The 20,112-nt window shown below is 52.0% G+C and carries 20 protein-coding genes; 12 read left to right on the top strand and 8 right to left on the bottom strand.

Translation table 11 applies throughout. From position 1 onward, the window contains the following. Window positions 1-26: 26 nt before the first annotated feature. Together HRQ87_RS06430 and zapE are read right to left on the bottom strand one after the other, a co-directional pair. Entirely contained in the window at window positions 27-626 is a 600-nt protein-coding gene (locus HRQ87_RS06430; protein ID WP_174136480.1) for a hypothetical protein, read from the bottom strand. Window positions 627-720: 94 nt separating this feature from the next. Beyond that, complete coding sequence (gene zapE, locus HRQ87_RS06425; RefSeq protein WP_174136478.1) at window positions 721-1,791, bottom strand: cell division protein ZapE; 1,071 nt, start codon at window positions 1,789-1,791, stop codon at window positions 721-723. Window positions 1,792-1,893: 102 nt separating this feature from the next. Here zapE and HRQ87_RS06420 point away from each other — a divergent pair, with 102 nt between their 5' ends. Together HRQ87_RS06420 and HRQ87_RS06415 are read left to right on the top strand one after the other, a co-directional pair. Then, window positions 1,894-3,126 carry an MFS transporter gene (locus HRQ87_RS06420; protein WP_174136476.1) on the top strand — a complete coding sequence of 411 codons (1,233 nt, stop codon included), beginning with the start codon at window positions 1,894-1,896 and terminating at the stop codon, window positions 3,124-3,126. Window positions 3,127-3,191: 65 nt separating this feature from the next. After that, the gene (locus HRQ87_RS06415; protein ID WP_174136474.1) at window positions 3,192-3,710 is read left to right on the top strand and encodes a hypothetical protein; all 519 of its coding nucleotides are present in this window, start codon (window positions 3,192-3,194) and stop codon (window positions 3,708-3,710) included. 345 nt (window positions 3,711-4,055) lie between these two features. On the opposite strand, the gene amt is transcribed toward HRQ87_RS06415, so the two are convergent. After that, window positions 4,056-5,459 carry an ammonium transporter gene (gene amt, locus HRQ87_RS06410; RefSeq protein ID WP_174136472.1) on the bottom strand — a complete coding sequence of 468 codons (1,404 nt, stop codon included), beginning with the start codon at window positions 5,457-5,459 and terminating at the stop codon, window positions 4,056-4,058. A 27-nt stretch (window positions 5,460-5,486) separates the two neighbouring features. Continuing rightward, window positions 5,487-5,825 carry a P-II family nitrogen regulator gene (locus HRQ87_RS06405; protein ID WP_174136470.1) on the bottom strand — a complete coding sequence of 113 codons (339 nt, stop codon included), beginning with the start codon at window positions 5,823-5,825 and terminating at the stop codon, window positions 5,487-5,489. Window positions 5,826-6,096: 271 nt separating this feature from the next. On the opposite strand from HRQ87_RS06405, the gene HRQ87_RS06400 reads away from it, so the two are divergent. Then, complete coding sequence (locus tag HRQ87_RS06400; protein ID WP_174136468.1) at window positions 6,097-8,238, top strand: transglycosylase domain-containing protein; 2,142 nt, start codon at window positions 6,097-6,099, stop codon at window positions 8,236-8,238. Between the two features lie 85 nt (window positions 8,239-8,323). Here the strand turns inward: HRQ87_RS06400 and HRQ87_RS06395 are convergent, their stop codons facing one another. Together HRQ87_RS06395 and HRQ87_RS06390 are read right to left on the bottom strand one after the other, a co-directional pair. After that, window positions 8,324-8,938 (bottom strand): MlaC/ttg2D family ABC transporter substrate-binding protein, encoded by a 615-nt coding sequence (locus tag HRQ87_RS06395; RefSeq protein WP_425501518.1) that lies wholly within the window; start codon window positions 8,936-8,938, stop codon window positions 8,324-8,326. Then, window positions 8,916-9,677 carry an MlaA family lipoprotein gene (locus tag HRQ87_RS06390; protein WP_174136466.1) on the bottom strand — a complete coding sequence of 254 codons (762 nt, stop codon included), beginning with the start codon at window positions 9,675-9,677 and terminating at the stop codon, window positions 8,916-8,918. The genes HRQ87_RS06395 and HRQ87_RS06390 overlap by 23 nt, the downstream gene beginning before the upstream one ends. Window positions 9,678-9,818: 141 nt before the next feature. Here HRQ87_RS06390 and HRQ87_RS06385 point away from each other — a divergent pair, with 141 nt between their 5' ends. The 7 genes from HRQ87_RS06385 to HRQ87_RS06355 all read left to right on the top strand — a co-directional run bounded on the left by HRQ87_RS06385 (window position 9,819) and on the right by HRQ87_RS06355 (window position 16,590). Beyond that, complete coding sequence (locus tag HRQ87_RS06385) at window positions 9,819-11,555, top strand: type I secretion system permease/ATPase (RefSeq protein WP_174136464.1); 1,737 nt, start codon at window positions 9,819-9,821, stop codon at window positions 11,553-11,555. Next, window positions 11,552-12,853, top strand: a complete 1,302-nt coding sequence (locus HRQ87_RS06380; protein WP_174136463.1) for an HlyD family type I secretion periplasmic adaptor subunit — start codon at window positions 11,552-11,554, stop codon at window positions 12,851-12,853. Before HRQ87_RS06385 ends, HRQ87_RS06380 begins: the two co-directional genes overlap by 4 nt. A 63-nt stretch (window positions 12,854-12,916) precedes the next feature. Continuing rightward, complete coding sequence (locus tag HRQ87_RS06375) at window positions 12,917-13,378, top strand: RidA family protein (protein ID WP_174136461.1); 462 nt, start codon at window positions 12,917-12,919, stop codon at window positions 13,376-13,378. After that, entirely contained in the window at window positions 13,375-14,127 is a 753-nt protein-coding gene (locus HRQ87_RS06370; RefSeq protein WP_174136460.1) for a glycerophosphodiester phosphodiesterase family protein, read from the top strand. The genes HRQ87_RS06375 and HRQ87_RS06370 overlap by 4 nt, the downstream gene beginning before the upstream one ends. 48 nt (window positions 14,128-14,175) lie before the next feature. Then, on the top strand, window positions 14,176-15,363 hold the full coding sequence (locus HRQ87_RS06365) for a GNAT family N-acetyltransferase (protein WP_174136458.1): 1,188 nt from the start codon (window positions 14,176-14,178) through the stop codon (window positions 15,361-15,363). After that, window positions 15,360-15,656: a 4a-hydroxytetrahydrobiopterin dehydratase gene (locus tag HRQ87_RS06360; RefSeq protein WP_174136457.1), complete on the top strand. Its 297-nt coding sequence runs from the start codon at window positions 15,360-15,362 to the stop codon at window positions 15,654-15,656. The genes HRQ87_RS06365 and HRQ87_RS06360 overlap by 4 nt, the downstream gene beginning before the upstream one ends. 1 nt (window position 15,657) lies before the next feature. Continuing rightward, a complete protein-coding gene (locus HRQ87_RS06355; protein WP_174136456.1) occupies window positions 15,658-16,590 on the top strand; it encodes a mechanosensitive ion channel family protein in 933 nt (310 codons plus the stop codon). A gap of 42 nt (window positions 16,591-16,632) precedes the next feature. On the opposite strand, the gene HRQ87_RS06350 is transcribed toward HRQ87_RS06355, so the two are convergent. Beyond that, entirely contained in the window at window positions 16,633-17,121 is a 489-nt protein-coding gene (locus HRQ87_RS06350; RefSeq protein ID WP_174136454.1) for a peroxiredoxin, read from the bottom strand. Window positions 17,122-17,203: 82 nt separating this feature from the next. Between HRQ87_RS06350 and HRQ87_RS06345 the strand changes: the two genes are divergently transcribed. Both HRQ87_RS06345 and rsmD read left to right on the top strand, forming a co-directional pair. Continuing rightward, window positions 17,204-18,415 carry an NAD(P)/FAD-dependent oxidoreductase gene (locus HRQ87_RS06345; protein WP_174136453.1) on the top strand — a complete coding sequence of 404 codons (1,212 nt, stop codon included), beginning with the start codon at window positions 17,204-17,206 and terminating at the stop codon, window positions 18,413-18,415. Continuing rightward, the gene (gene rsmD / locus HRQ87_RS06340; protein ID WP_174136451.1) at window positions 18,412-18,972 is read left to right on the top strand and encodes a 16S rRNA (guanine(966)-N(2))-methyltransferase RsmD; all 561 of its coding nucleotides are present in this window, start codon (window positions 18,412-18,414) and stop codon (window positions 18,970-18,972) included. The genes HRQ87_RS06345 and rsmD overlap by 4 nt, the downstream gene beginning before the upstream one ends. A gap of 30 nt (window positions 18,973-19,002) precedes the next feature. Here rsmD and HRQ87_RS06335 read toward each other — a convergent pair whose 3' ends face one another. Continuing rightward, window positions 19,003-20,055: a TRAP transporter substrate-binding protein gene (locus HRQ87_RS06335; RefSeq protein ID WP_174136450.1), complete on the bottom strand. Its 1,053-nt coding sequence runs from the start codon at window positions 20,053-20,055 to the stop codon at window positions 19,003-19,005. Between the last annotated feature and the right edge of the window lie 57 nt (window positions 20,056-20,112).

Below are 20,112 nucleotides of genomic sequence, written 5' to 3'. Positions count from 1 at the left end.
AAACAACAATGTTCCTGCGCGCGCCTTTAAGCTGACGTTCCCCACTCAAAGTATCCAAAATGCTTGGGCGTTTCAAAAAAATAAGAGACGTCATTCCAATCGTTTGTAATCTCAAAAGCTTGTAAAAATTCAGCTCCTGCCAACCTGTCATGAAATTCGCAAATAGACGATATTTGACCAAAACAATGTTCGGAAAAACCTCGGCGCGGCCTGCTTTGCTTGGTCGACTCATCAAAGCGAAGATTATGCATCAGGTTTCTGATTTGCTTTCTTGCTGAAATGGGCTCAATCGAAGAAAACCTTCCCCTAGTTACAAAGCGCTGAAACGCCTGGTTCATATAGTTTCCGCTCAATGCGTACTCCCAAACCCTGTCTAGATCCTTCGATCCATCCATGTCCCATTCTTCGCTAAAAACAAAAATACGGGACCAAAGAAGCGATAAAACACGCTTTAAAGACAGGCGAACCGGCTTTTCCAACACAGCAGCATAAGCAAAACCTTGCAATTCTTCTCCAGAATTGACCTCAAGCACTGAAAATCTGTCATTTGGCACAGTGTCAAACAATTCTCTGTAAATATGAACATTGTTCGACATATCGTTCATTGCAGAACTTAACAAAGTCATACTTCTCTCTTCAGTTGGACGCCATAATTCAACATATCAACACTTCTAAATCGCGACATTCTGAACCGCTATGATCAGATACCTCATTACCACTTTAACGCGCTTTATTCGTTTGCCCCCCCCAACCGTCCGCCTGCATTTCGCGCAAGCGGCTGGCGGTGCGTTCAAATTCAAACGTCCCCTCGCCCTCAAGATACAGCATTTCGGGTGTGGCTTCGGCCGATGCGATCAGTCGCACGCGTGCCTCGTACAGCGCATCAATCAGCGTCACGAACCGCTTGGCTTCATTAAAATTTGACCGCCCCAGACAGGGGATATTTTCCAAAATCAGCACCCGCACAGCATCCGCAAGCGCCAGATAATCCGCAGGCCCCAACGGCCGCCCGCATAAATCATAAAATGCCGCCCGCGCCACACCGTTATGAAACGCTGGTATCTCAACATCGCGGCCCTTGACCCGCAACACCAGCGGCGCGCCCTGCCCGCCTGTCATCTGGTCCCAGATCGCATCAATCTGCCCGCGGGCCTGTGCGTTTATCGGCGTGAAATAGGCCTGCGCCCCCGCCAGCCGGTCCTGACGATAATCCTTAGGTGACGCCAATTCCATCACGACCATGCGATCCTTTAAAAGATCGATAAATGGCAAAAACAACTGCCGGTTCAGCCCGTCTTTATACAGATCATCCGGCACCCGGTTTGACGTCGTCACCACAACGACGCCCCCTTCAAACAGCTTTTCAAACAACCGGCCAACGATCATTGCATCGGTAATATCGGTGATCTGCATTTCATCAAAGGCCAAACACCGCACCTTGGCAATCACGGCATCCGCCACAGGGACAATCGCATCATCCACACCACGTTTGCGCGCCTCGTGCATGCCCTGATGCACCTCTTGCATGAAAGCATGAAAATGCACCCGGCGAGAGCCCGCGCCCACATGATCGGCAAAAAGATCCATCAACATCGACTTGCCACGTCCAACCCCGCCCCACAGATACAGACCCTTGGGCGGCGCAGGCGGTTTGCGAAACAGACCCTTTTTCACAGGCTGGGCCAAAGCCGCGCGAATACGCTCAAGCTCGGGCAAAACAGCCTGTTGCGCGGGGTCAGCGTTTAACTGTCCTGCCGCAACCTTGGTGTCATATAGCTCAATCAAATCCATGCCATCGCCATACCGTCAAAATGAGCCGACATCAAAATCTATAATCCGACACATCAAAAAGACTGAATTGACCTGCTGCAACTTCTTATCCACTGTTGCCCAATGGCCAAAACGCCCCTTATCACTCCGATCCTGATCGCAGGTTGCGTGATCATGCTGATCAGCTTCGCAGTCCGCGCCAGCTTTGGCGTTTTCCAGATCCCGATTGCCGAAGAATTCGGCTGGTTGCGGTCGGAATTTTCGCTGGCGATCGCGATCCAGAACCTGGCCTGGGGCATTGGCCAACCGATCTTTGGCGCCATTGCCGAAAAGATCGGTGACCGCAAAGCCATTGTGATCGGGGCCATTACCTATGCGCTGGGGCTTATGCTGTCGTCCTTCGCCACAACCCCGCTGGCCCATCAGTTCCTTGAAATCCTGGTGGGCTTCGGCATCGCTGGCACCGGCTTTGGCGTCATTCTGGCCGTTGTCGGACGCGCGGCCAGTGACGAAAACCGGTCCATGGCGTTGGCCATCGCCACTGCTGCAGGGTCCGCAGGCCAGATCGTCGGTGCGCCCACAGCCGAATTTCTGATGACATTGATGAGCTGGCAGATGGTCTTTATCACCTTTGCCACGATCATCCTGTTGTCGCTTTTCATGCTGCCCATGATGCGGACAAACGTCGTTGCCACGCGCGCAGAACTAGAAGAAAGTCTGGGCCAGGTCCTGATCAAAGCCTTTCGAGACCCCAGCTATACACTGATCTTTCTGGGCTTTTTCAGTTGTGGCTATCAACTGGCCTTTATTACGGCGCACTTTCCCGCCTTTGTCACAGAAATGTGCGGCCCCATCGCGCCCGGCGGCGTGTTGCATACGATGGGCATCACCACAACCTCGGCGCTTGGGGCGGCAGCTATCGCGCTGATTGGTCTTGCCAACATCGGCGGTACATTGGCCGCAGGATGGGCTGGCAAACGCTATTCCAAAAAATACCTGTTGGCGGGTATCTATGTCGCCCGTACGGTCGTGGCGGCAGCGTTCATTTTGATGCCAATCACGCCCATGTCCGTGATCATCTTTTCCATCGCCATGGGGTCGCTGTGGCTGGCCACTGTCCCATTAACCAGTGGCTTGGTCGCTCATATCTATGGGCTGCGTTATATGGGCACGCTGTACGGCATCGTCTTTTTCAGCCACCAGCTTGGCAGCTTTCTGGGCGTTTGGCTGGGCGGGCGGCTGTATGACATCTATGGCGATTACACCCTTGTCTGGTGGATCGGAGTCGGCGTCGGCGCATTCTCGGCCATCGTGCACCTGCCCATCAAAGAACGTCCCCTGCCCGCTGCGGCATGATCAGTTTACAGATCACTTAAAAAATGCCTATTGTTGCCGGGTTTTATAAAATACGGGGGCACTCCATGACATCCTTCTCTAAGTTGTTCTTCATCCTGTTCATTGCATTGGGCCTGTCCGCCTGCAAAGATGAAGCAATCTCACAAATCGGCTTCTGGAAGGCTGACGACAGAAATTATATTGAGATTACAGCAAATGGCGACGCCTATATGGTCGCCGTTTATCGTCCCAGCAGCTGGGACAGTACATTTGAAAAAACCGAGTTTCCCGGAACATATGACAATGGTGTATTTACCGTTCAAGTTCCCAACAATCCGGTTCCCGTCCTGTATCAGGAAGACAAGGATGCCATCGTTGTGTTCGGCGATCAATCCTATGCCCGCGTTGACACTGACAGCACCAAAGCCGCGGTCACAGAACGCCTGATGGCAGTCACCGCCAACAAGGAACTCTGCGAAACGCTGCAAGCCCGGGTCAAAAGCGCACGCGACACCATCAAGACAGAAGCAGACTGGGATGCCATGATGGCCGAAGTCAAAGCAGACCAACCGGATAGATGCAGATTGTATTATACCAGTTGGTAACCAGTAAAAACTAATCTGTCGTGGTAACAAATCAGATATTGTTTACCTTTCTTTCATAAAGGTAAACACGATCGCATCCTTTAACAGAACATGCCGGGTGCGGTCGTCACAGGTCTGAATTTTCCATGAATATTCGGTCAGATCGGAAGTTTTGTACAAAATAGTTTGTACAAAAGCAGTGTGCAAATTTTACAAAACTGCGTGACGATGGGGGTATTTTGGCCGCTCTTACGCAACGGTCGATGCATTAACCACATCCGTACGCAGATCGCGGCCGATGCTCAATGAAAAACCCGGGCGCGGACGCCCGGGTCGTGATCTCAGGTCAGCTGAAAGGAAGGAAAATCAGCCTTTTGAGAATTCAGGATACGCTTCCATGCCCAGCTCGGACACGTCCAGACCGTTTACTTCGGCCTCTTCACTGACACGGATACCCACAGTCAGTTTCATCAGATACCAGACCACAAAGCTGACGACGAAAACAAACAGCCCGATTGAAATCACACCGATGGCCTGTGTGATCAGCTGTGCAAAGAAGCCAACGGTTTGTTCCGCGCCTTCGGCATCCAGGACCGGGTTGCCATCTGCGTCGGTCAATGTCGCCTGCGTATGCAACGCCACGATCAGCGTGCCCCAGACACCTGCAATCAGGTGAACCGGGATCGCGCCAACGACGTCGTCGATTTTCAGCTTGTCCAGCAGCGGTACAGTGAACACAACGATCAAACCACCCACGGCACCGATCCACAGCGCGTCGAACAGCGACGGGGCCAGAGGTTCTGCTGTGATCGACACCAGACCGGCCAGCGCACCGTTCAGCACCATGGTCAGGTCGACCTTGCCGTACATGACCTGCGTGAGGATCAGCGCTGTTACAGCACCAGCAGCCGCGGCCATGTTGGTGTTGGCAAAGATCTCGGCGACAGCGTTGGCATCAGACAACGTGCCCATGGCCAATTGCGATCCGCCATTGAAGCCGAACCAACCCAGCCACAGGATAAAAGTCCCCAGTGTGGCCAGCGCAAGGTTCGAACCAGGCATTGGATTGACGCGACCGTCCTTATACTTGCCCAGACGCGGTCCCAGTACGATCGCACCGGCCAAGGCTGCAAAACCACCTGCGGCGTGCACCAGCGTCGACCCGGCAAAATCAGAGAAGCCCATGTTGGCCAACCAGCCACCGCCCCACTGCCAGGATGCCTCGATCGGATAGATGATGCCTGTCAGAACGACGACGAACAGCAGAAAGGGCCACAACTTGATCCGCTCGGCCAGAGTTCCTGACACAATCGAGGCCGTCGTTGCACAGAACATCAGCTGGAAGAAGAAGTCAGAGGCGTTGGAATAACCGCCCGCGTCAATTTCGGTCTTGATGTCTTTGGGTGACATGAAGTTACCCAGAACGCCATCAATCAGCCATTTGCTGGTTTCACCATCACCAAGTGCATCGCCGTAATCGCCCGGATACATGATATTATAGCCAATCAACCAAAACATAATCGCGGCGATGGAAAACAGCGCGATGTTCTTGGTCAGCTGCATGGTCACGTTTTTCGACCGGACCAGACCGGCTTCCAGCATGGCAAAGCCTGCGGCCATCCAGAACACCAGAAAACCGCCCATCAGGAACAGCAGGGTTGTGAAAATAAACTGGGTTTCGGCAGCCGCCGCACCCGCATCTTGCGCAAAGCCCAGGCTTGGTGCGGCGATCACGGCAGCAGCAAGCGGGAGTGATTTCAGAAGTTTCATTCGGATTTATTCCTTCTCAGACACGCCTTAAAGCGCTTCTTCATTCGTTTCGCCGGTCCGCACACGAACCGCACTTTGCACGTCCAGCACGAAGATCTTGCCGTCACCGATTTTGTCGGTCTTGGCCGTCGTTGCGATGGTCTCGACCACCTGGTCGACCATGGCCGCGCTGACGACCAGCTCTAGCTTGACCTTTGGCACGAAGTTCACGGCGTATTCAGCCCCGCGATAGATTTCGGTATGGCCTGATTGCGAGCCAAAGCCCTTGATTTCCGTCACCATCATGCCGCGCACACCGATGGCGGTCAGTGCTTCGCGGACCTCCTCCAGCTTGAACGGCTTGATTGCTGCAATGATAAGTTTCACAGTTGTCCCTTCCTTCCCCGTGGCAGTCTATTTCACGAAGCCTTTACGCGGCTTCTCGCTTGCAAAGGGGCGCAGGTACGACGCTGAAACAAGCGCCACATCGGGTCTTTCAAAGGATGTTTGCACGTTTTCTGCTCAAAATTTGAACAATTAAGCAGTGTTGTTTAAATATTGTGCATACTAAAAAGTCGGCGGGTCTCAGTATTGGCACTCTACATTTCCATGTAGATTGGATATGATTGCTTAAACAAATAAGCCAGCGGCAGAGCAGATGAGCACAAACAGAACAAAACGTCCGGCCCTTGTGGCCGATAAAAGATATTCGGCATCAAAACCTGCCGCAAAGCCGCGCAAACGAAAGGCGCGGCCTAAAAAAGTTGCGCCAAAGGGACCTTTGGGCTGGCTTAAGCATATTGCACTTTTTGTTCTGCGCCTGATTTGGAAACTGTTCTGGCGGTCCGCTGTTGTGGTCATGCTGATTGTGGCCATCGCTGTGGGCTATTATACGACAACCCTACCAGACGCCTCTGATCTGGTGGATGGACGCGTGCGCGGATCGGTGACGCTGCTTGATCGCGAAGATAAGATCTTTGCCTGGCGTGGCGATCAGTTTGGCGGAATGATCACCGCCAACAGTGTGTCCGAACATCTGAAACACGCCGTCATCGCAACCGAAGATAAACGCTTTTATTGGCATCCAGGCGTTGATCCGCGCGGCATCGCAAGTGCGATCAAGATCAACATTCGTGAAGGGCGCAAGCCCTGGCAGGGCCACGGTGGATCCACCTTAACCCAGCAAACCGCCAAGTTGCTTTGTCTTGGTGTGCCTTTTGACCCCTCCAGCGGTATGACTGAGGCCGAGTACGAGGCCGACTGCCGCCGTGGGACACTATCACGCAAGGCACAAGAGGCTGCTTACGCCATGGCGATGGAAGTCAAATACACCAAGGACGAAATCCTGACGATCTATCTGAACCGCGCGTTTCTGGGTGCAGGTGCCCGTGGCTTCGAAGCTGCCAGCCAGCGATATTTCGGAAAATCAGCCGCAGAAGTCACGCCTGCGGAATCGGCGATGTTGGCCGGGCTGCTAGTGGCACCCACCCGCTTTGCCCCCACCAACAATCTGGACCGATCCCAAAACCGGGCTGCTGTGGTTATTAGTCTGATGGAAGATCAGGGATATTTGTCGGCCAGTGCAGCCAATACCGCGCGAAATAACCCTGCGATCTTGTCACAAGCTGCACAGGCCCGCGCAGGGGGATATTTTGCTGATTGGGTCATGCAAAGTGGGCCCGAATTCTTTACCCGCGACACCACCGAAGATGTGATTATCAGCACGACGCTGGATCAGAACATGCAACGCGCTGCAGAAGAAGCAATGGCATATATCTTTGAAAATAAAGTGAAAGAAGGATCAGAAGCACAAGCTGCCATTATTGTCATGTCAGCGGATGGCGCGGTGCGGGCCATGGTGGGTGGACGCAAAAGCAATGTTCCGGGCGGCTGGAACCGCGCGACACAAGCGATGCGCCAAACCGGATCGGCTTTTAAACCTTTTGTTTATGCGACTGCCATGGAACTTGGTTACGGCCCTTATGACCGGGTGGAAGATACACCGCTTGTCATGGATATCCCCGGATCAGATCCTTGGAAACCGGAAAACTATGACCGTCAATTTCGCGGTGTGGTGACATTGACCCATGCACTGAAAGATTCCCTGAATATCCCTGCCATACGCGTATCCGAAGCTGTCGGTCGTGAAAATGTGGCAAAAGTTTCAAGTGATTTCGGGATCAAAAGCAGTCTTGCCGAAGGACCCGCCATCGCACTTGGCACGTCTGAGGCCACCTTGATCGAAATGACAGGGGCCTATGCTGGCATTTTGAATGGCGGATCATCGGTGACACCTTACGGTTTGGTGCAGCTTCGTCTGAAGGGCGACAATGAGCCTTTGATGGACAACGCAGAAGGCGGTATCGGCGAACGCGTTATTTCCGAACGGGCTGCCGCAGATCTGATTTTCATGATGAATCAGGTGGTTGAAAACGGCACCGGACGACGCGCAGCTTTGGACGGCCGGCAAGTCGCAGGAAAGACTGGTACGACAACCGCATTGCGGGATGCATGGTTTATCGGTTTTTCAGCGGATTATGTTGCAGGCGTATGGATGGGCTATGACGACAATACGCCTTTACGCGGCGTGACAGGCGGTGGTTTACCTGCGGAAATATGGCATGAAACGATGAAACGTGTGCATGCAGGACTGCCAGCAAACCCATTACCGATGAGCAACCCTGAACCACCCCGCGTCGTTCAAACGCAACAGCCGTCTCGCAGAAACAATCGCAACAATAATACAGAACGCGTTCTGCTTGATGTTCTAAATGAAATTCTGGGCGGGGGGCGTAACTGACGCCCCTAATGCTCATCATGCCCTTGCGGGCGTTTTTCGCAAAAACAAAAACCGCCCAATTAAATGGGCGGCTTTTATTGATGTGTTATGCGCGTTTCAGATCTTGAATCAGTGCATCAAGATTGCCACGACGACGATCAAGCATTGCACCAATTTCAGTCCGTTCGCTGGCCAGCATGTTAATACCTTCGATAAAGATATTGAAGAACTTGCCTTGGCCAGATCTGTCTGAAACCAGGAAAACAACACTGAACGGTGCTTCGCCTCGCAGCCTTGCGGTGGTGCGAACTTCATAGAAGTTTTTCACTTCGCGTGCAGCATTCACTTCGATGCGACCACCTTCGAATTCACGAAACCTGCGACCATATTTGCGTGATATGTAATGCGTGAAGGCATCTGTAAATGCTGCCATTTGCGCCCGTGATGCACTGCGCCCATCGGCGCCCAATGCATAACGTGCAATCGTGTTCACATCGCCATAGGTCAGAAAAATGCGTTCGAAATCACGCAAAATTGCCGCTTCGGATCGACCTGAGTTGATGATGCTGTTGATGTCGTCGACAACACTGGTCACCAATGTCGATGCCGACGCCGGCGTCAGTGCCCGCGCAATGCCCGGCAGGCCAAACGCTGCAAAGCTTGCAGCCACACCGGTCAGCATTGCACGCCGAGATATATTATTCATCGTAAACTGTGTCATAGGGATCCTCGTAAGGGTCAATTAATGCATCATCATTTGTTTGGCCAACCTCAAACCGGCGCGACTGTAAATATAACAATCTTGCCTGCGCATAGCTATCGGCACTTTCATATAGAACTGAGTCTATTGTATCAGAAAATCTATAGCGATCACCAAATCTTGAAGCAGCACCCGCAATCGGTGGCAATGCGTTAACCGGCGCTTCAAGGGCATAACTTAGCGGATTTGTAAAAATATCTACGATACGACCCGCAGCATCACGTTGCGTAGATGGACCAAGAACGGGCAGTTCAACATAGGCCCCTTCCGCGGCGCCCCAGACGGCCAAAGTTTCACCGAAATCAGCACTTTCTTCGGGAATACCCATTTCAGTTGCAGGATCAAGAATGCCTGCAAACCCAATCAATGTGTTGACAACAAAGCGAAATCCATTTTGGCCTGCCCCTTCAATATCGCCCTGCAAGATCGCATTGACGAATGCGCTTGGAAGACTTGCGTTTGCGGCAAAGTTGCTGATGCCTTGTTGCGCACGGCCGGGAACACCTTCGCCGTAGACTTCAGAAATCGGGCGTACGATGGTACGATCCAGATTACGGTTGAAATCATGCACACGGCGGTTGGTACTTTCATAAGGATCATGTATCTCAGTTGGCTGATCCGGGACTGAACATCCAGCCACAGACAAACCTAAAATAGCGGCAAAAAATACACGCCCCGCTTTAAAATCAATGAATTGCATCGTGAAAACCCAATCGTTGTGACTTTGTTCAGGTAGGTGACATAGAGCGGGAACAAAGTATAGGAAACCTTTCGCCGTTGATAATGTGGCAAATAGGCGACATTTAGCGGCAAAATCTTAGCGCAACACAAGCGAGTATGGATGAAAAAACAAGATAACGCACCCGGTCTGGAAGAACTGCGGCAGGCACGCAGCCGCAGCCGCAGCTTGTATTGGATGGTCGGCATTTTCAGCTTTTTTGCAAATATGCTGATGCTGACAGGGCCAATGTTTATGCTTGCTGTGTATAACCGCGTTCTTAGCAGCCGGTCCGAGGAAACGCTGATCGCGCTGTCCCTGCTTGTTGCATTTCTTTACGGCATCATGGGTATTTTGGATTACACGCGCGGTCGCGTGATGGCGCGCGTTGGTGCACGCTTTCAATCTGATCTGGATCGTCGTGTCTTTTCGGCGGTGATGCATAAATCATCCCTTGGGCAAACATCCGGTTCAGCCGCAACAGGGTTACGTGATCTTGAGGCAGTGCAGCGGTTCATGATCTCGCCCGCGTTAACGGCTGTGTTCGATATTCCTTGGACGCCTGTCTTTTTGATTGGCATCACGATTTTCCACCCTTGGCTTGGGATGTTGGCTGTTTTTGGGGGTGTTATTCTGATAACCGTCACGATCCTGAACCAGTTTATGACGCAAAAACCGATCAATCAGGCGAACAGCGCATCTTATCACGCCGAAATGATGTCAGAGCAGATCCGGAATGAGGCTGAAATGGTCCAATCTTTGGGGATGCGGGGTGCTACATTTGATCGCTGGCAGATCGCACGCGACAAATCACTTGAGCAAACCATCAAATCCAGCGATCTGGCGGGTGGTTTCACTTCAACGACCAAATCATTTCGCTTGTTTTTGCAATCTGCCATGCTGGCCCTTGGTGCATATCTTGTTTTGACAGACGGCCTTAATCCCGGCGCTATGATTGCAGCGTCTATCCTTATGGGGCGGGCTTTGTCGCCAATCGAACAGGCAATCGGTCAATGGGCCGTTGTTCAACGCGGACGCAAGGGATGGGATAATCTTTCCGAACTACTAACCGAGGTTCCCCCGAGCCAGACCAAAACGGCACTGCCCCCGCCAAAAGCACAGCTGGATGTTCAACAGGCCACCGTTGTTCCCCCTGGGGAACAGCAGGCATCACTGCGTATGGTCAGCTTTAGCGTGGCACCGGGCCAAGCTGTGGGGGTCATCGGGCCATCTGGATCAGGCAAATCAACACTTGCACGGGCCTTGACAGGTGTATGGCGCACGGCTGGTGGAAAAATCCGCCTGGATGGGGCCTCGCTTGATCAATATGACCCAGATATTTTAGGCAGTCACATCGGATACCTGCCGCAACGCGTCCAACTGCTTGAAGGCACTATCGCAGAAAATATCGCGCGTATGGCTGCAAGCCCGGATGCCGAAAAAGTTGTGCAGGCTGCACAGAAAGCGGCCGCGCATCATATGATTCTTAAGCTGCCCGACGGCTATGATACGCGGGTCAGCGGAAATGGTGGGCGTCTTTCCGGGGGCCAAATTCAGCGTATCGGACTGGCCCGTGCGATGTATGGCGATCCTGTGCTGCTTGTTCTGGACGAGCCTAATTCAAATCTGGACAATGATGGCAATCAGGCGCTGAACATCGCAATTCGTCAAACCAAAGCCAATGGTGGTGCTGTTCTGATTATGGCACATCGTCCGGCCGCGATTCAGGAATGCGACATGCTGCTTGTGTTGGAAGGCGGGGCCAAACGGGCCTTTGGTCCGAAAGATGACGTGCTGCGTGAAATGGTAACCAATCATCAGCAAATCAAAGGCGGCAAAGCGCCTGGAGGTGTGTCGTGAGTACGAAAACCTGGTCTGCCCGACGGCATTTGTTTATCGGGTTTGCCGCATTGGCTTTGCTTGTCGGCGGCTTCGGCACCTGGAGTTTCACCGCGCAGATTGCAGGGGCCATTATTGCAACTGGTCAAATTGAAGTGGATCAGAACCGTCAGATCGTTCAGCATCCTGATGGTGGCATTGTTGCGAGAATCATTGCGGACGAAGGCGATCTGGTCAGTGCCGGCGATCTGTTGATCCAGCTTGATCCTACGATTTTGCAATCTCAGCTTACTGTGACCGAAGGCCAGCTTTTCGAAATCATGGCCCGACGTGGCAGACTTGAGGCTGAGCGCGATGGCTTGGATAAAATTGAATTCGATCCCATTTTGATCGAACAGGCCGAAAGCGGTACCAATGCGAAATCACTGATGGAGGGTCAGACCCGGTTATTCAACGCGCGGAATGCCTCACTTGAAAATGAAATTGAACAACTTGAGAAACGGCGTGGACAGATTGACAATCAGATAGACGGGATCACCGCCCAGCAAACGGCTTTGATCCGACAGCTTGAATTAATCCAGCAAGAACTTGTCAGCCAGCAATCCCTGTTTGACCGCGGCCTGGCACAGGTCAGCCGTCTGCTATCCTTACAACGCGAAGAAGCGTCTTTGTCAGGAGAGGTGGGCGAATTGATCGCCAGTAGTGCCCAAGCCGAAGGACGCATCACCGAGATCGATATCGAAATCCTGAAATTGGGAACAGGCCGTCGCGAAGAAGCGATATCGCAGCTGCGCGATCTGCAATTTCGCGAACTGGAGTTGGCCGAACAACGCATCGGCCTTAAGGAACAACTGTCGCGTCTGGATATTCGTGCGCCCGTATCAGGCATTGTTTATGGTCTTCAGGTTTTCGCGCCGCGTTCGGTGATCCGCGCAGCTGATCCGGTGCTTTTTCTGATCCCACAAGATCGGCCCTTGGTTATTGCGGCACAGGTTGAACCTGTTCACATCGACCAGATCTATGTCGGCCAAGAGGTCACAGTGCGCTTGTCTGCTTTGGATGCAAACCAAACACCCGAACTCATTGGCCGTGTAACACAAATCTCGGCAGATGCCTTTCAGAATGAGACGACGCAAATTCCCTATTACCGCACCGAAATCGTCTTAACCGAAGGGCAAATCGCACGGTTGCCCGTTGGCGCAACGCTAATCCCCGGTATGCCGGTCGAGGCATATATCCGCACAGATAACCGCACACCCATGGCTTATTTGATCAAACCGTTGGCTGATTATTTCAACAAAGCGTTCCGCGAAAGCTAATTGCCCCTTTCGCTTCTGGCTGCGCCCCGCTAGCGTCACAGCAAATTCAGTGGAGGACAAAAAATGAGTGGATTTGAAGCAAAACTAGCCGACCTTGGTGTGACATTGCCCAATGCACCTGCACCGGCGGCGAATTACGTACCATTCGTGAAAATGGGCGAAATGTTGTTTGTGTCTGGCCAGATTTCAAATGGGGCCGATGGCTTGGTCACCGGTAAGCTGGGCGATACTATGTCCATAGAAGACGGAGCAGCAGCCGCGCGGCTTTGTGCGATCAGCCTGTTGGCGCAGGTTAAAGCTGCATGTGAAGGTGATCTGGACAAATTGGTACGCGTTGTGAAATTAACAGGTTTTGTGAATTCCACCGCTGATTTCACGAATCAACCGCAGGTCATCAACGGCGCCTCGGATTTCTTGGTCGAAGCATTGGGCGATGCGGGTCGCCATTCGCGCAGCGCCGTATCCGCAGCCGCCTTGCCCCTTGGCGTTGCCGTGGAAATCGAAGGCATTTTTCAGATTAAATGATGTTGCCAAAGGCTTTTCTTGATCGTCCCATTGCCCACCGTGCCCTGCATGATCGGTCAGCGGAACGGCCTGAAAATACACGCGCAGCTATGCAAGTCGCTGTTGACGCAGGCTATGGTATTGAAATTGACGTGCAACTTAGCGCAGATAATCATGCCATAGTGTTTCATGATTATGTTTTAGATCGGCTAACACACCACATTGGACCTGTACGAAACCGTCCGCTGAAAGACCTTCAAAACATTCAGCTGCGCAACAGTGATGAAACGATCCCCGATCTGCCGGAAGTATTAGAAATTGTACAAGGCAAAGTGCCATTACTGGTCGAAATCAAGGATCAGGATGGGCTGTTGGGCGACAAGATCGGGCCTTTGGAAAACGCCGTGACGCAAGCACTTGATGGATATCACGGCGATGTTGCGGTGATGGGGTTTAACCCACATTCCATTCTGCGCATGTCAAAACTTGCGCCAGATATTCCTCGCGGATTGGTGACATGTGATTTCAAATCCGAAGATTGGCCGGGTGTTTCCACAGATCGCCGTACAGAATTAGCTACAATCGGCGATTTTCATCGTGTCGGCGCGTCGTTCATATCACATGCTGTGAATGATCTGGCATCGTCCCAGGTTGCTGCGCTGAAGACCAAAAGCATCCCAATCCTGTGTTGGACCATAAGGTCCCCCGAACAAGAGGCCGAAGCCCGCAAAATTGCCGATAATATAACCTTTGAAGGCTATCTGGCTTGACCAGACCATAGCCCAACCCAAGTAACGGGTTAACAAAGGAACCTGATGATGGACGGCACCCCTATTGAAATAAATGTGCATGGATCGCTGGCCGATATTGGTGCAAGCGACTGGGATGCCTGCGCCTGTCCTGAGGTGTCGGATGGACAACGCGCCTTTGATCCCTTCACAACCTATCGGTTTTTGAAAGCACTAGAAGACAGCGGTTCTGTTGGAACTGGAACAGGTTGGCAGCCGCAATATCTGGCAGCCGTGTCAGAGGGGCAGACAATCGCAGTCGCTCCACTTTATGCAAAAAACCACAGTCAGGGCGAATATATTTTCGATCACAATTGGGCCGGTGCTTATCAACAGGCCGGTGGGCGGTATTATCCAAAACTGCAAATTGCCGTGCCATTCACACCCGCAACTGGCCGCAGGTTTTTGGTGCGTCCAGGATACGGCACGGTCGGCCAATCGGCGCTGGTACAAGGAGCAGTCCAATTAACCGCAGACAATCGCCTGTCATCCCTGCACATTACATTTTGCACGGAAGACGAGGCTTTGGCCGGCCAGGCAATGGGTCTTTTGCCCCGTGCTAGCCAACAATTTCATTGGCAAAATGCAGGGTATGCCGATTTTGACGCCTTTCTGGCATCGCTTAGTTCGCGAAAGCGCAAGAACATTCGCAAAGAACGTGAACGGGCCCAAGATTTTGGTGGTGACATTCTTGCGCTGACCGGGGATGATATTCAGCCTGAACATTGGGAGGCTTTTTGGCATTTCTATCAGGACACTGGCGCCCGAAAATGGGGCACACCTTATCTGACGCGGCGGTTTTTTGAGTGTGCGCAAGAAACACTACGCCATGATATCTTGCTGGTTCTGGCTAAACGCAATGGCCGTTATGTGGCAGGGGCATTAAACTTTATTGGGCGCGATGTGCTTTATGGGCGCTATTGGGGCTGCAGCGAAGATCATCCCTGTCTTCACTTTGAATTATGCTATTACAGGGCGATTGACTATGCGATCACCCATAGCTTGTCGCGCGTTGAGGCAGGCGCGCAGGGCAGCCATAAACTGGCACGCGGATATGTTCCTGTAACGACCCATTCGTTGCATTGGATCGCGGATGATGGCTTTCGCGATGCCATCGAACAATATCTTCGCGCCGAACGCGCTGCCGTTAACGAAGAAATCGAAATTCTAACGCAATACGGCCCCTTCAAGAAAACCAATATCGAGGAACAGGAATGACCGAAAAATTAACCCAACCCGAACGTGACAGTGATTTACCAACCCTACTGGATAACGGCTGGACGCACGACGCTGACCGGGACGCCATTGCAAAAACCTTTGAGTTTGGGAACTTTATCGATGCTTTCGGGTTCATGACCCGTGCGGCAATATGGGCCGAAAAGTGGAACCACCACCCTGAGTGGTCGAATGTCTATAAGACGGTCGAGGTGACACTGACGACCCATGATGTTGGTGGGTTAAGCACACTTGATCTGAAGCTGGCTCGTAAAATGGACCAATTAATAGGGTAGAATGGAACAGTTTTTAAATACCGAAATCTGGAACGGAAAGACCGTTGCGGATTTTTTGACACTGGATTTTCTTGCAACTCTCGCCGGATCAGTTCTTGCTGCAATCGCGATTTTGCTTGCGGGATTCATAATTTCGGGATGGTTGCGGCGACGGATCATCAAACTTGGTCAGAAGCACGCGCATCTGGATGATACGCTTTTCACATTTTTAGGGAACATCACCCGATATGTTGTTCTTGCCTTTTCAGTACTATTCATTCTGAACACCTTTGGAGTACAGACAACATCTGTCGTGGCCGTGATCGGTGCTGCAGGTCTTGCGATTGGTTTGGCCTTGCAGGGAACACTTTCCAACGTTGCGGCCGGTGTCATGATCGTTCTGTTCCGCCCGTTCAAAATGGGTGATTTTGTAGAAATTGCTGACAAAACGGGAACCGTCAAAAGCATTTCCCTGAATTTTACGGAATTGGCAGATCTTGGTAATGTGCAGGTTATCATCCCAAATTCTGAAGTCTGGGGAAACATCATAAAGAATTATAATGGGTACGAGACGCGTCGCGCCCAGTGGACGTTTGGCGTGGGGTACGGCGTTAATCTGAAAAAAGCCGAAGATGTCATTCGCGATGCGATCATGACGGATGACCGAAGCATGTCAGATCCCGAACCCTTTATTCAAGTGAACAATCTTGGCGACAGCTCGGTTGATTTTCTGGTGCGGGTTTGGGTTAAATCCGTAGATTACTTTCAGTATCAGGCCGATATGAAGCGTAAGGTAAAAGAGGCGCTGGATGCCAACGATGTCAATATTCCCTTTCCGACACGTACAATTGTTCAGGAAACGCCAACAGACAATACTGGACAAAGCCAAGTGAAAGATCGCACGGGTCTGGATGAAACGGAAAATGATGATCAAGACGGAGAAAATGTCGCATGATCATCAAGAAAGGCCGCATATCACTGCGGCCTTTCTTATAACCTACAGCGCCTCCAGCAACGCTTCGCCCGCAGACACTTCGCATTCGCCGGGGTTTGCTTCTTCGTTCAGAAGCGTGACTTTGCCATCTTCGACAATCATGGCATAGCGCTTTGATCGTCCGATCAAGCCTGCTGGTGGTGCGTCAAAGTCCATTCCGATCGCTTTGGTAAATGTACTTTCGGCATCGCCTAGCATGGCAATACCTGCATCTGTGGCACCCGTGGCTTCACCCCATGCTTTCAGGACAAAGGGATCATTCACAGCAATGCAAATAATGTCATCCACGCCCTTTGCATCAAACTGATCTTTGGTGCGGATAAAGCTTGGGACATGGGCAGAATGGCAGACGCCTGTAAATGCGCCAGGCACCGCAAAGATCACAACTTTGCGTCCTGCAGTCAGGTCTTTCAAAGCAACCTGTTCGGGGCCATCGGCGCCCAGTTTGACCAAAGTGGCCTCGGGCAGTGTATCGCCTTTTGAAATCGCCATCTTATCCCTCTCGTTGATTGTGTTTTCTTATAGTCAAGATATAGGGTCACATGGGCCAGGCAACCAGTGATAAGGAATAATAATGACCCATATTGCAGTTATCGGGGCCGGTCAGGCCGGGGCGTCACTGGTTGCGAAACTGCGAACCCAGGGGTTTGACGGCGACATTACCCTACTAGGAGAAGAGCCCGAGCCGCCCTATCAGCGTCCTCCCTTGTCCAAAGCCTATCTGCTTGGCGATATTCCTAAAGAACGACTTTATCTGCGGCCTTTGGATTTTTACGAAGATCAGAAAATTACCCTGCGCCTTGGATGCCGCGTGAAAGCCATCAATGCAAATGATAAGATCATCGATTTGGGCGATCAGATTTTACACTATGACATGCTGGCTCTGACCACTGGATCACGGCCGCGCAGGTTACCCGATGATATTGGCGGTGGTCTTTCGGGCGTTCACACAGTGCGAAACCTGGCGGATGTGGATCGGATTATGCCCGGCTTTCAAGCCGGTAAAAAAATCTTAATCGTGGGCGGTGGTTATATCGGGCTTGAGGCCGCAGCCGTTGCGGCAAAGAAGGGTCAGCACGTAACATTGATCGAAATGGCTGACCGCATCTTGAAACGCGTCGCCGCCCCCCAAACATCGGATTATTTCAGGACTTTGCATCAATCCCATGGCGTTGACCTGCGCGAAGGCGTTGGACTAAAGGCACTGACCGGCGACGATACGGTCACCGGCGTCCAACTGGCCGATGGCAGTTATATCAAGGCCGATATGGCGATTGTTGGCGTTGGGGTTGAGCCGTGTTCCCAGCTTGCCGAACAGGCGGGACTTATACTTGAAAACGGGATCCGAGTGGATGCGCAAGGTCAGACATCAGATCCCTTTATCTGGGCCGCAGGGGATTGTGCATCCCTGCCCTATCGCGGCGCGCGCATCAGACTGGAAAGCGTGCAAAACGCGATTGATCAGGCCGAAGCAGTCGCCTGCAATATGTTGGGTGCACAGATCGATTATGACCCCAAACCATGGTTCTGGTCTGATCAATATGATGTAAAGTTACAGATTGCCGGGCTTAACCTTGGGTATGACGCCGTTGTCGTTCGGCCAAGCGATACGCGCGACGGCCAAAGCCATTGGTATTATGCAGGCAACACACTTTTGGCTGTCGATGCGATGAATGACGCGCGCAATTACATGATCGGAAAGCGGTTGATCGAGGCAGGAAAATCGCCTGCACCGGACATAATTTCAAATCCTGATACCGATATGAAAGCTCTATTACGAGGATGAGGATCATCGCAGGCACATACAGGGGTCTTACGTTAGCCTCTGTCGGTAAGGGCGATGCTAACGCACATCTACGCCCAACATCGGACCGGGTGCGGGAAAGCCTGTTCAGTGTACTGATGTCTTTGGGCGATCCGATTGACGGCGCACGCGTCTTGGATCTTTTTGCAGGAACAGGTGCATTGGGGCTAGAGGCGCTGTCGCGTGGTGCCACATTTGCGAGTTTTGTTGATAATGGTGCCAAGGCCCGCAGTCTGATCCAGCAAAATATCAAACTTTGCCGCGCCGAAGATCAAACTTCCTTTATTCGCCGTGATGCAACACGTATGGGCGACTGTATAAATGCGCCATATGACGTGATTTTTCTGGACCCGCCTTATGGCAAATCCTTGGGCCAGAAAGCATTGCACGCCGCACTAATGGGTGGCTGGCTGACGCAAGATGCATTGATCGTTTGGGAAGAAAACAGCGCGCAAGACGCACCAGACGGTTTTGAAATGATAGATCAGCGTCGTTATGGCGATACGCATATTACATTGCTGCGTCGCACATCGGCATGAAAAGGCCACCTGTTCAGGTGGTCTTTTGTCTTAGTTTGTATCAGGATCAGTGGCCATCCGCGTGACCTGCACAGCGGCTTGCGCATCGGCAATCAATCCTGCGCCATCCAGTCCTTTTCGGGTTACATCACTGATCCATTCAGAAATCACCTGATCACCAAGCGCCTTGATCTTAGCGGTCTCATCAGCGCTAATTTCAGCAATCTGATTGCCCGCTTCAGTCATACGCGCCTTGCCATCCACATCACCGATGTCATGCGCACGTCCCGCCCACGCAGATGCCATGAACCCGGAATTGGCATCAATAACGGCTTTCAGATCATCAGGCAGACTGTTGTATTTATCCTTGTTCATTGCCCAGACAAAATACAGATTATACAGCGATTTATCCCCGGCGACATCCGTGTGACTGTCAGTCAACTGATCCAATTTCAACGAAGGCGACATCTCCCATGTGATGACACCGCCATCCAAAATGCCCTTGCTAAGCGCTTCGGGGAATGCAGGCACTGCCATACCAACGGGCGTTGCACCAAGTTTGTTTAACAGCAATGTGGCCGGACGTGACGGACCACGCAATTTCAAATCATCAAAATCGCTGATCGTTTCAATGGTATCACCTCTTTTATGAACAATACCGGGCCCGTGCATATGGGCTGCGATAACATGAATATCATTGAAATCATCCATCAGGTGCTTTTGCGTGAAAATCCACGCCGCTTTTGAGGCTTCCTCGGCGGATTTGGTGACCATGAACGGCATTTCCAGCGCTTCTGCCTCGGGAAAACGACCAGGCTGATATCCGGGGATAATCCATCCGCCATCAACAGCACCATCACGGATCAGATCGTATTGTGACGGTGCTTTACCACCAAGCTGCATGAATGGATACAGCTCGACCTTGATGCGCCCACCACTGTCGCGTTCGATTTTTTCAGCCCAGGGCTGCATGAAATGCTTGGGATTTGCGGACTTTGGCGACACAAAATGCTGGAAGCGCAGGGTAACATCCTGAGCAAATGTTGCGGTTGCGAAAATGCCGATACCGGCGGCGAGGGCTGCGGACTTCAAAAGATGTTTCATCGCGCGAGCCTCCTTTTGATGATTACAAGAAGCACCGCTACATGCGGTTCTTTACAT

Origin of the sequence: Parasulfitobacter algicola (assembly GCF_013315265.1) — a bacterium.
Lineage (GTDB): Bacteria > Pseudomonadota > Alphaproteobacteria > Rhodobacterales > Rhodobacteraceae > Parasulfitobacter > Parasulfitobacter algicola.
The sequence above is the reverse complement of the archived record's forward strand: the minus strand, read 5'-3'. Positions and strand labels throughout refer to the sequence as shown.

Excerpts from the sequence above, each read along its gene's own strand:
- HRQ87_RS06430 (WP_174136480.1), bottom strand. The coding sequence starts at position 626 with ATGACTTTGTTAAGTTCTGCAATGAACGATATGTCGAACAATGTTCAT.
- zapE (WP_174136478.1), bottom strand. The coding sequence starts at position 1,791 with ATGGATTTGATTGAGCTATATGACACCAAGGTTGCGGCAGGACAGTTA.
- HRQ87_RS06420 (WP_174136476.1), top strand. The coding sequence starts at position 1,894 with ATGGCCAAAACGCCCCTTATCACTCCGATCCTGATCGCAGGTTGCGTG.
- HRQ87_RS06415 (WP_174136474.1), top strand. The coding sequence starts at position 3,192 with ATGACATCCTTCTCTAAGTTGTTCTTCATCCTGTTCATTGCATTGGGC.
- amt (WP_174136472.1), bottom strand. The coding sequence starts at position 5,459 with ATGAAACTTCTGAAATCACTCCCGCTTGCTGCTGCCGTGATCGCCGCA.
- HRQ87_RS06400 (WP_174136468.1), top strand. The coding sequence starts at position 6,097 with ATGAGCACAAACAGAACAAAACGTCCGGCCCTTGTGGCCGATAAAAGA.
- HRQ87_RS06395 (WP_425501518.1), bottom strand. The coding sequence starts at position 8,938 with ATGACACAGTTTACGATGAATAATATATCTCGGCGTGCAATGCTGACC.
- HRQ87_RS06390 (WP_174136466.1), bottom strand. The coding sequence starts at position 9,677 with ATGCAATTCATTGATTTTAAAGCGGGGCGTGTATTTTTTGCCGCTATT.
- HRQ87_RS06385 (WP_174136464.1), top strand. The coding sequence starts at position 9,819 with ATGAAAAAACAAGATAACGCACCCGGTCTGGAAGAACTGCGGCAGGCA.
- HRQ87_RS06375 (WP_174136461.1), top strand. The coding sequence starts at position 12,917 with ATGAGTGGATTTGAAGCAAAACTAGCCGACCTTGGTGTGACATTGCCC.
- HRQ87_RS06370 (WP_174136460.1), top strand. The coding sequence starts at position 13,375 with ATGATGTTGCCAAAGGCTTTTCTTGATCGTCCCATTGCCCACCGTGCC.
- HRQ87_RS06365 (WP_174136458.1), top strand. The coding sequence starts at position 14,176 with ATGGACGGCACCCCTATTGAAATAAATGTGCATGGATCGCTGGCCGAT.
- HRQ87_RS06360 (WP_174136457.1), top strand. The coding sequence starts at position 15,360 with ATGACCGAAAAATTAACCCAACCCGAACGTGACAGTGATTTACCAACC.
- HRQ87_RS06355 (WP_174136456.1), top strand. The coding sequence starts at position 15,658 with ATGGAACAGTTTTTAAATACCGAAATCTGGAACGGAAAGACCGTTGCG.
- HRQ87_RS06350 (WP_174136454.1), bottom strand. The coding sequence starts at position 17,121 with ATGGCGATTTCAAAAGGCGATACACTGCCCGAGGCCACTTTGGTCAAA.
- HRQ87_RS06345 (WP_174136453.1), top strand. The coding sequence starts at position 17,204 with ATGACCCATATTGCAGTTATCGGGGCCGGTCAGGCCGGGGCGTCACTG.
- rsmD (WP_174136451.1), top strand. The coding sequence starts at position 18,412 with ATGAGGATCATCGCAGGCACATACAGGGGTCTTACGTTAGCCTCTGTC.
- HRQ87_RS06335 (WP_174136450.1), bottom strand. The coding sequence starts at position 20,055 with ATGAAACATCTTTTGAAGTCCGCAGCCCTCGCCGCCGGTATCGGCATT.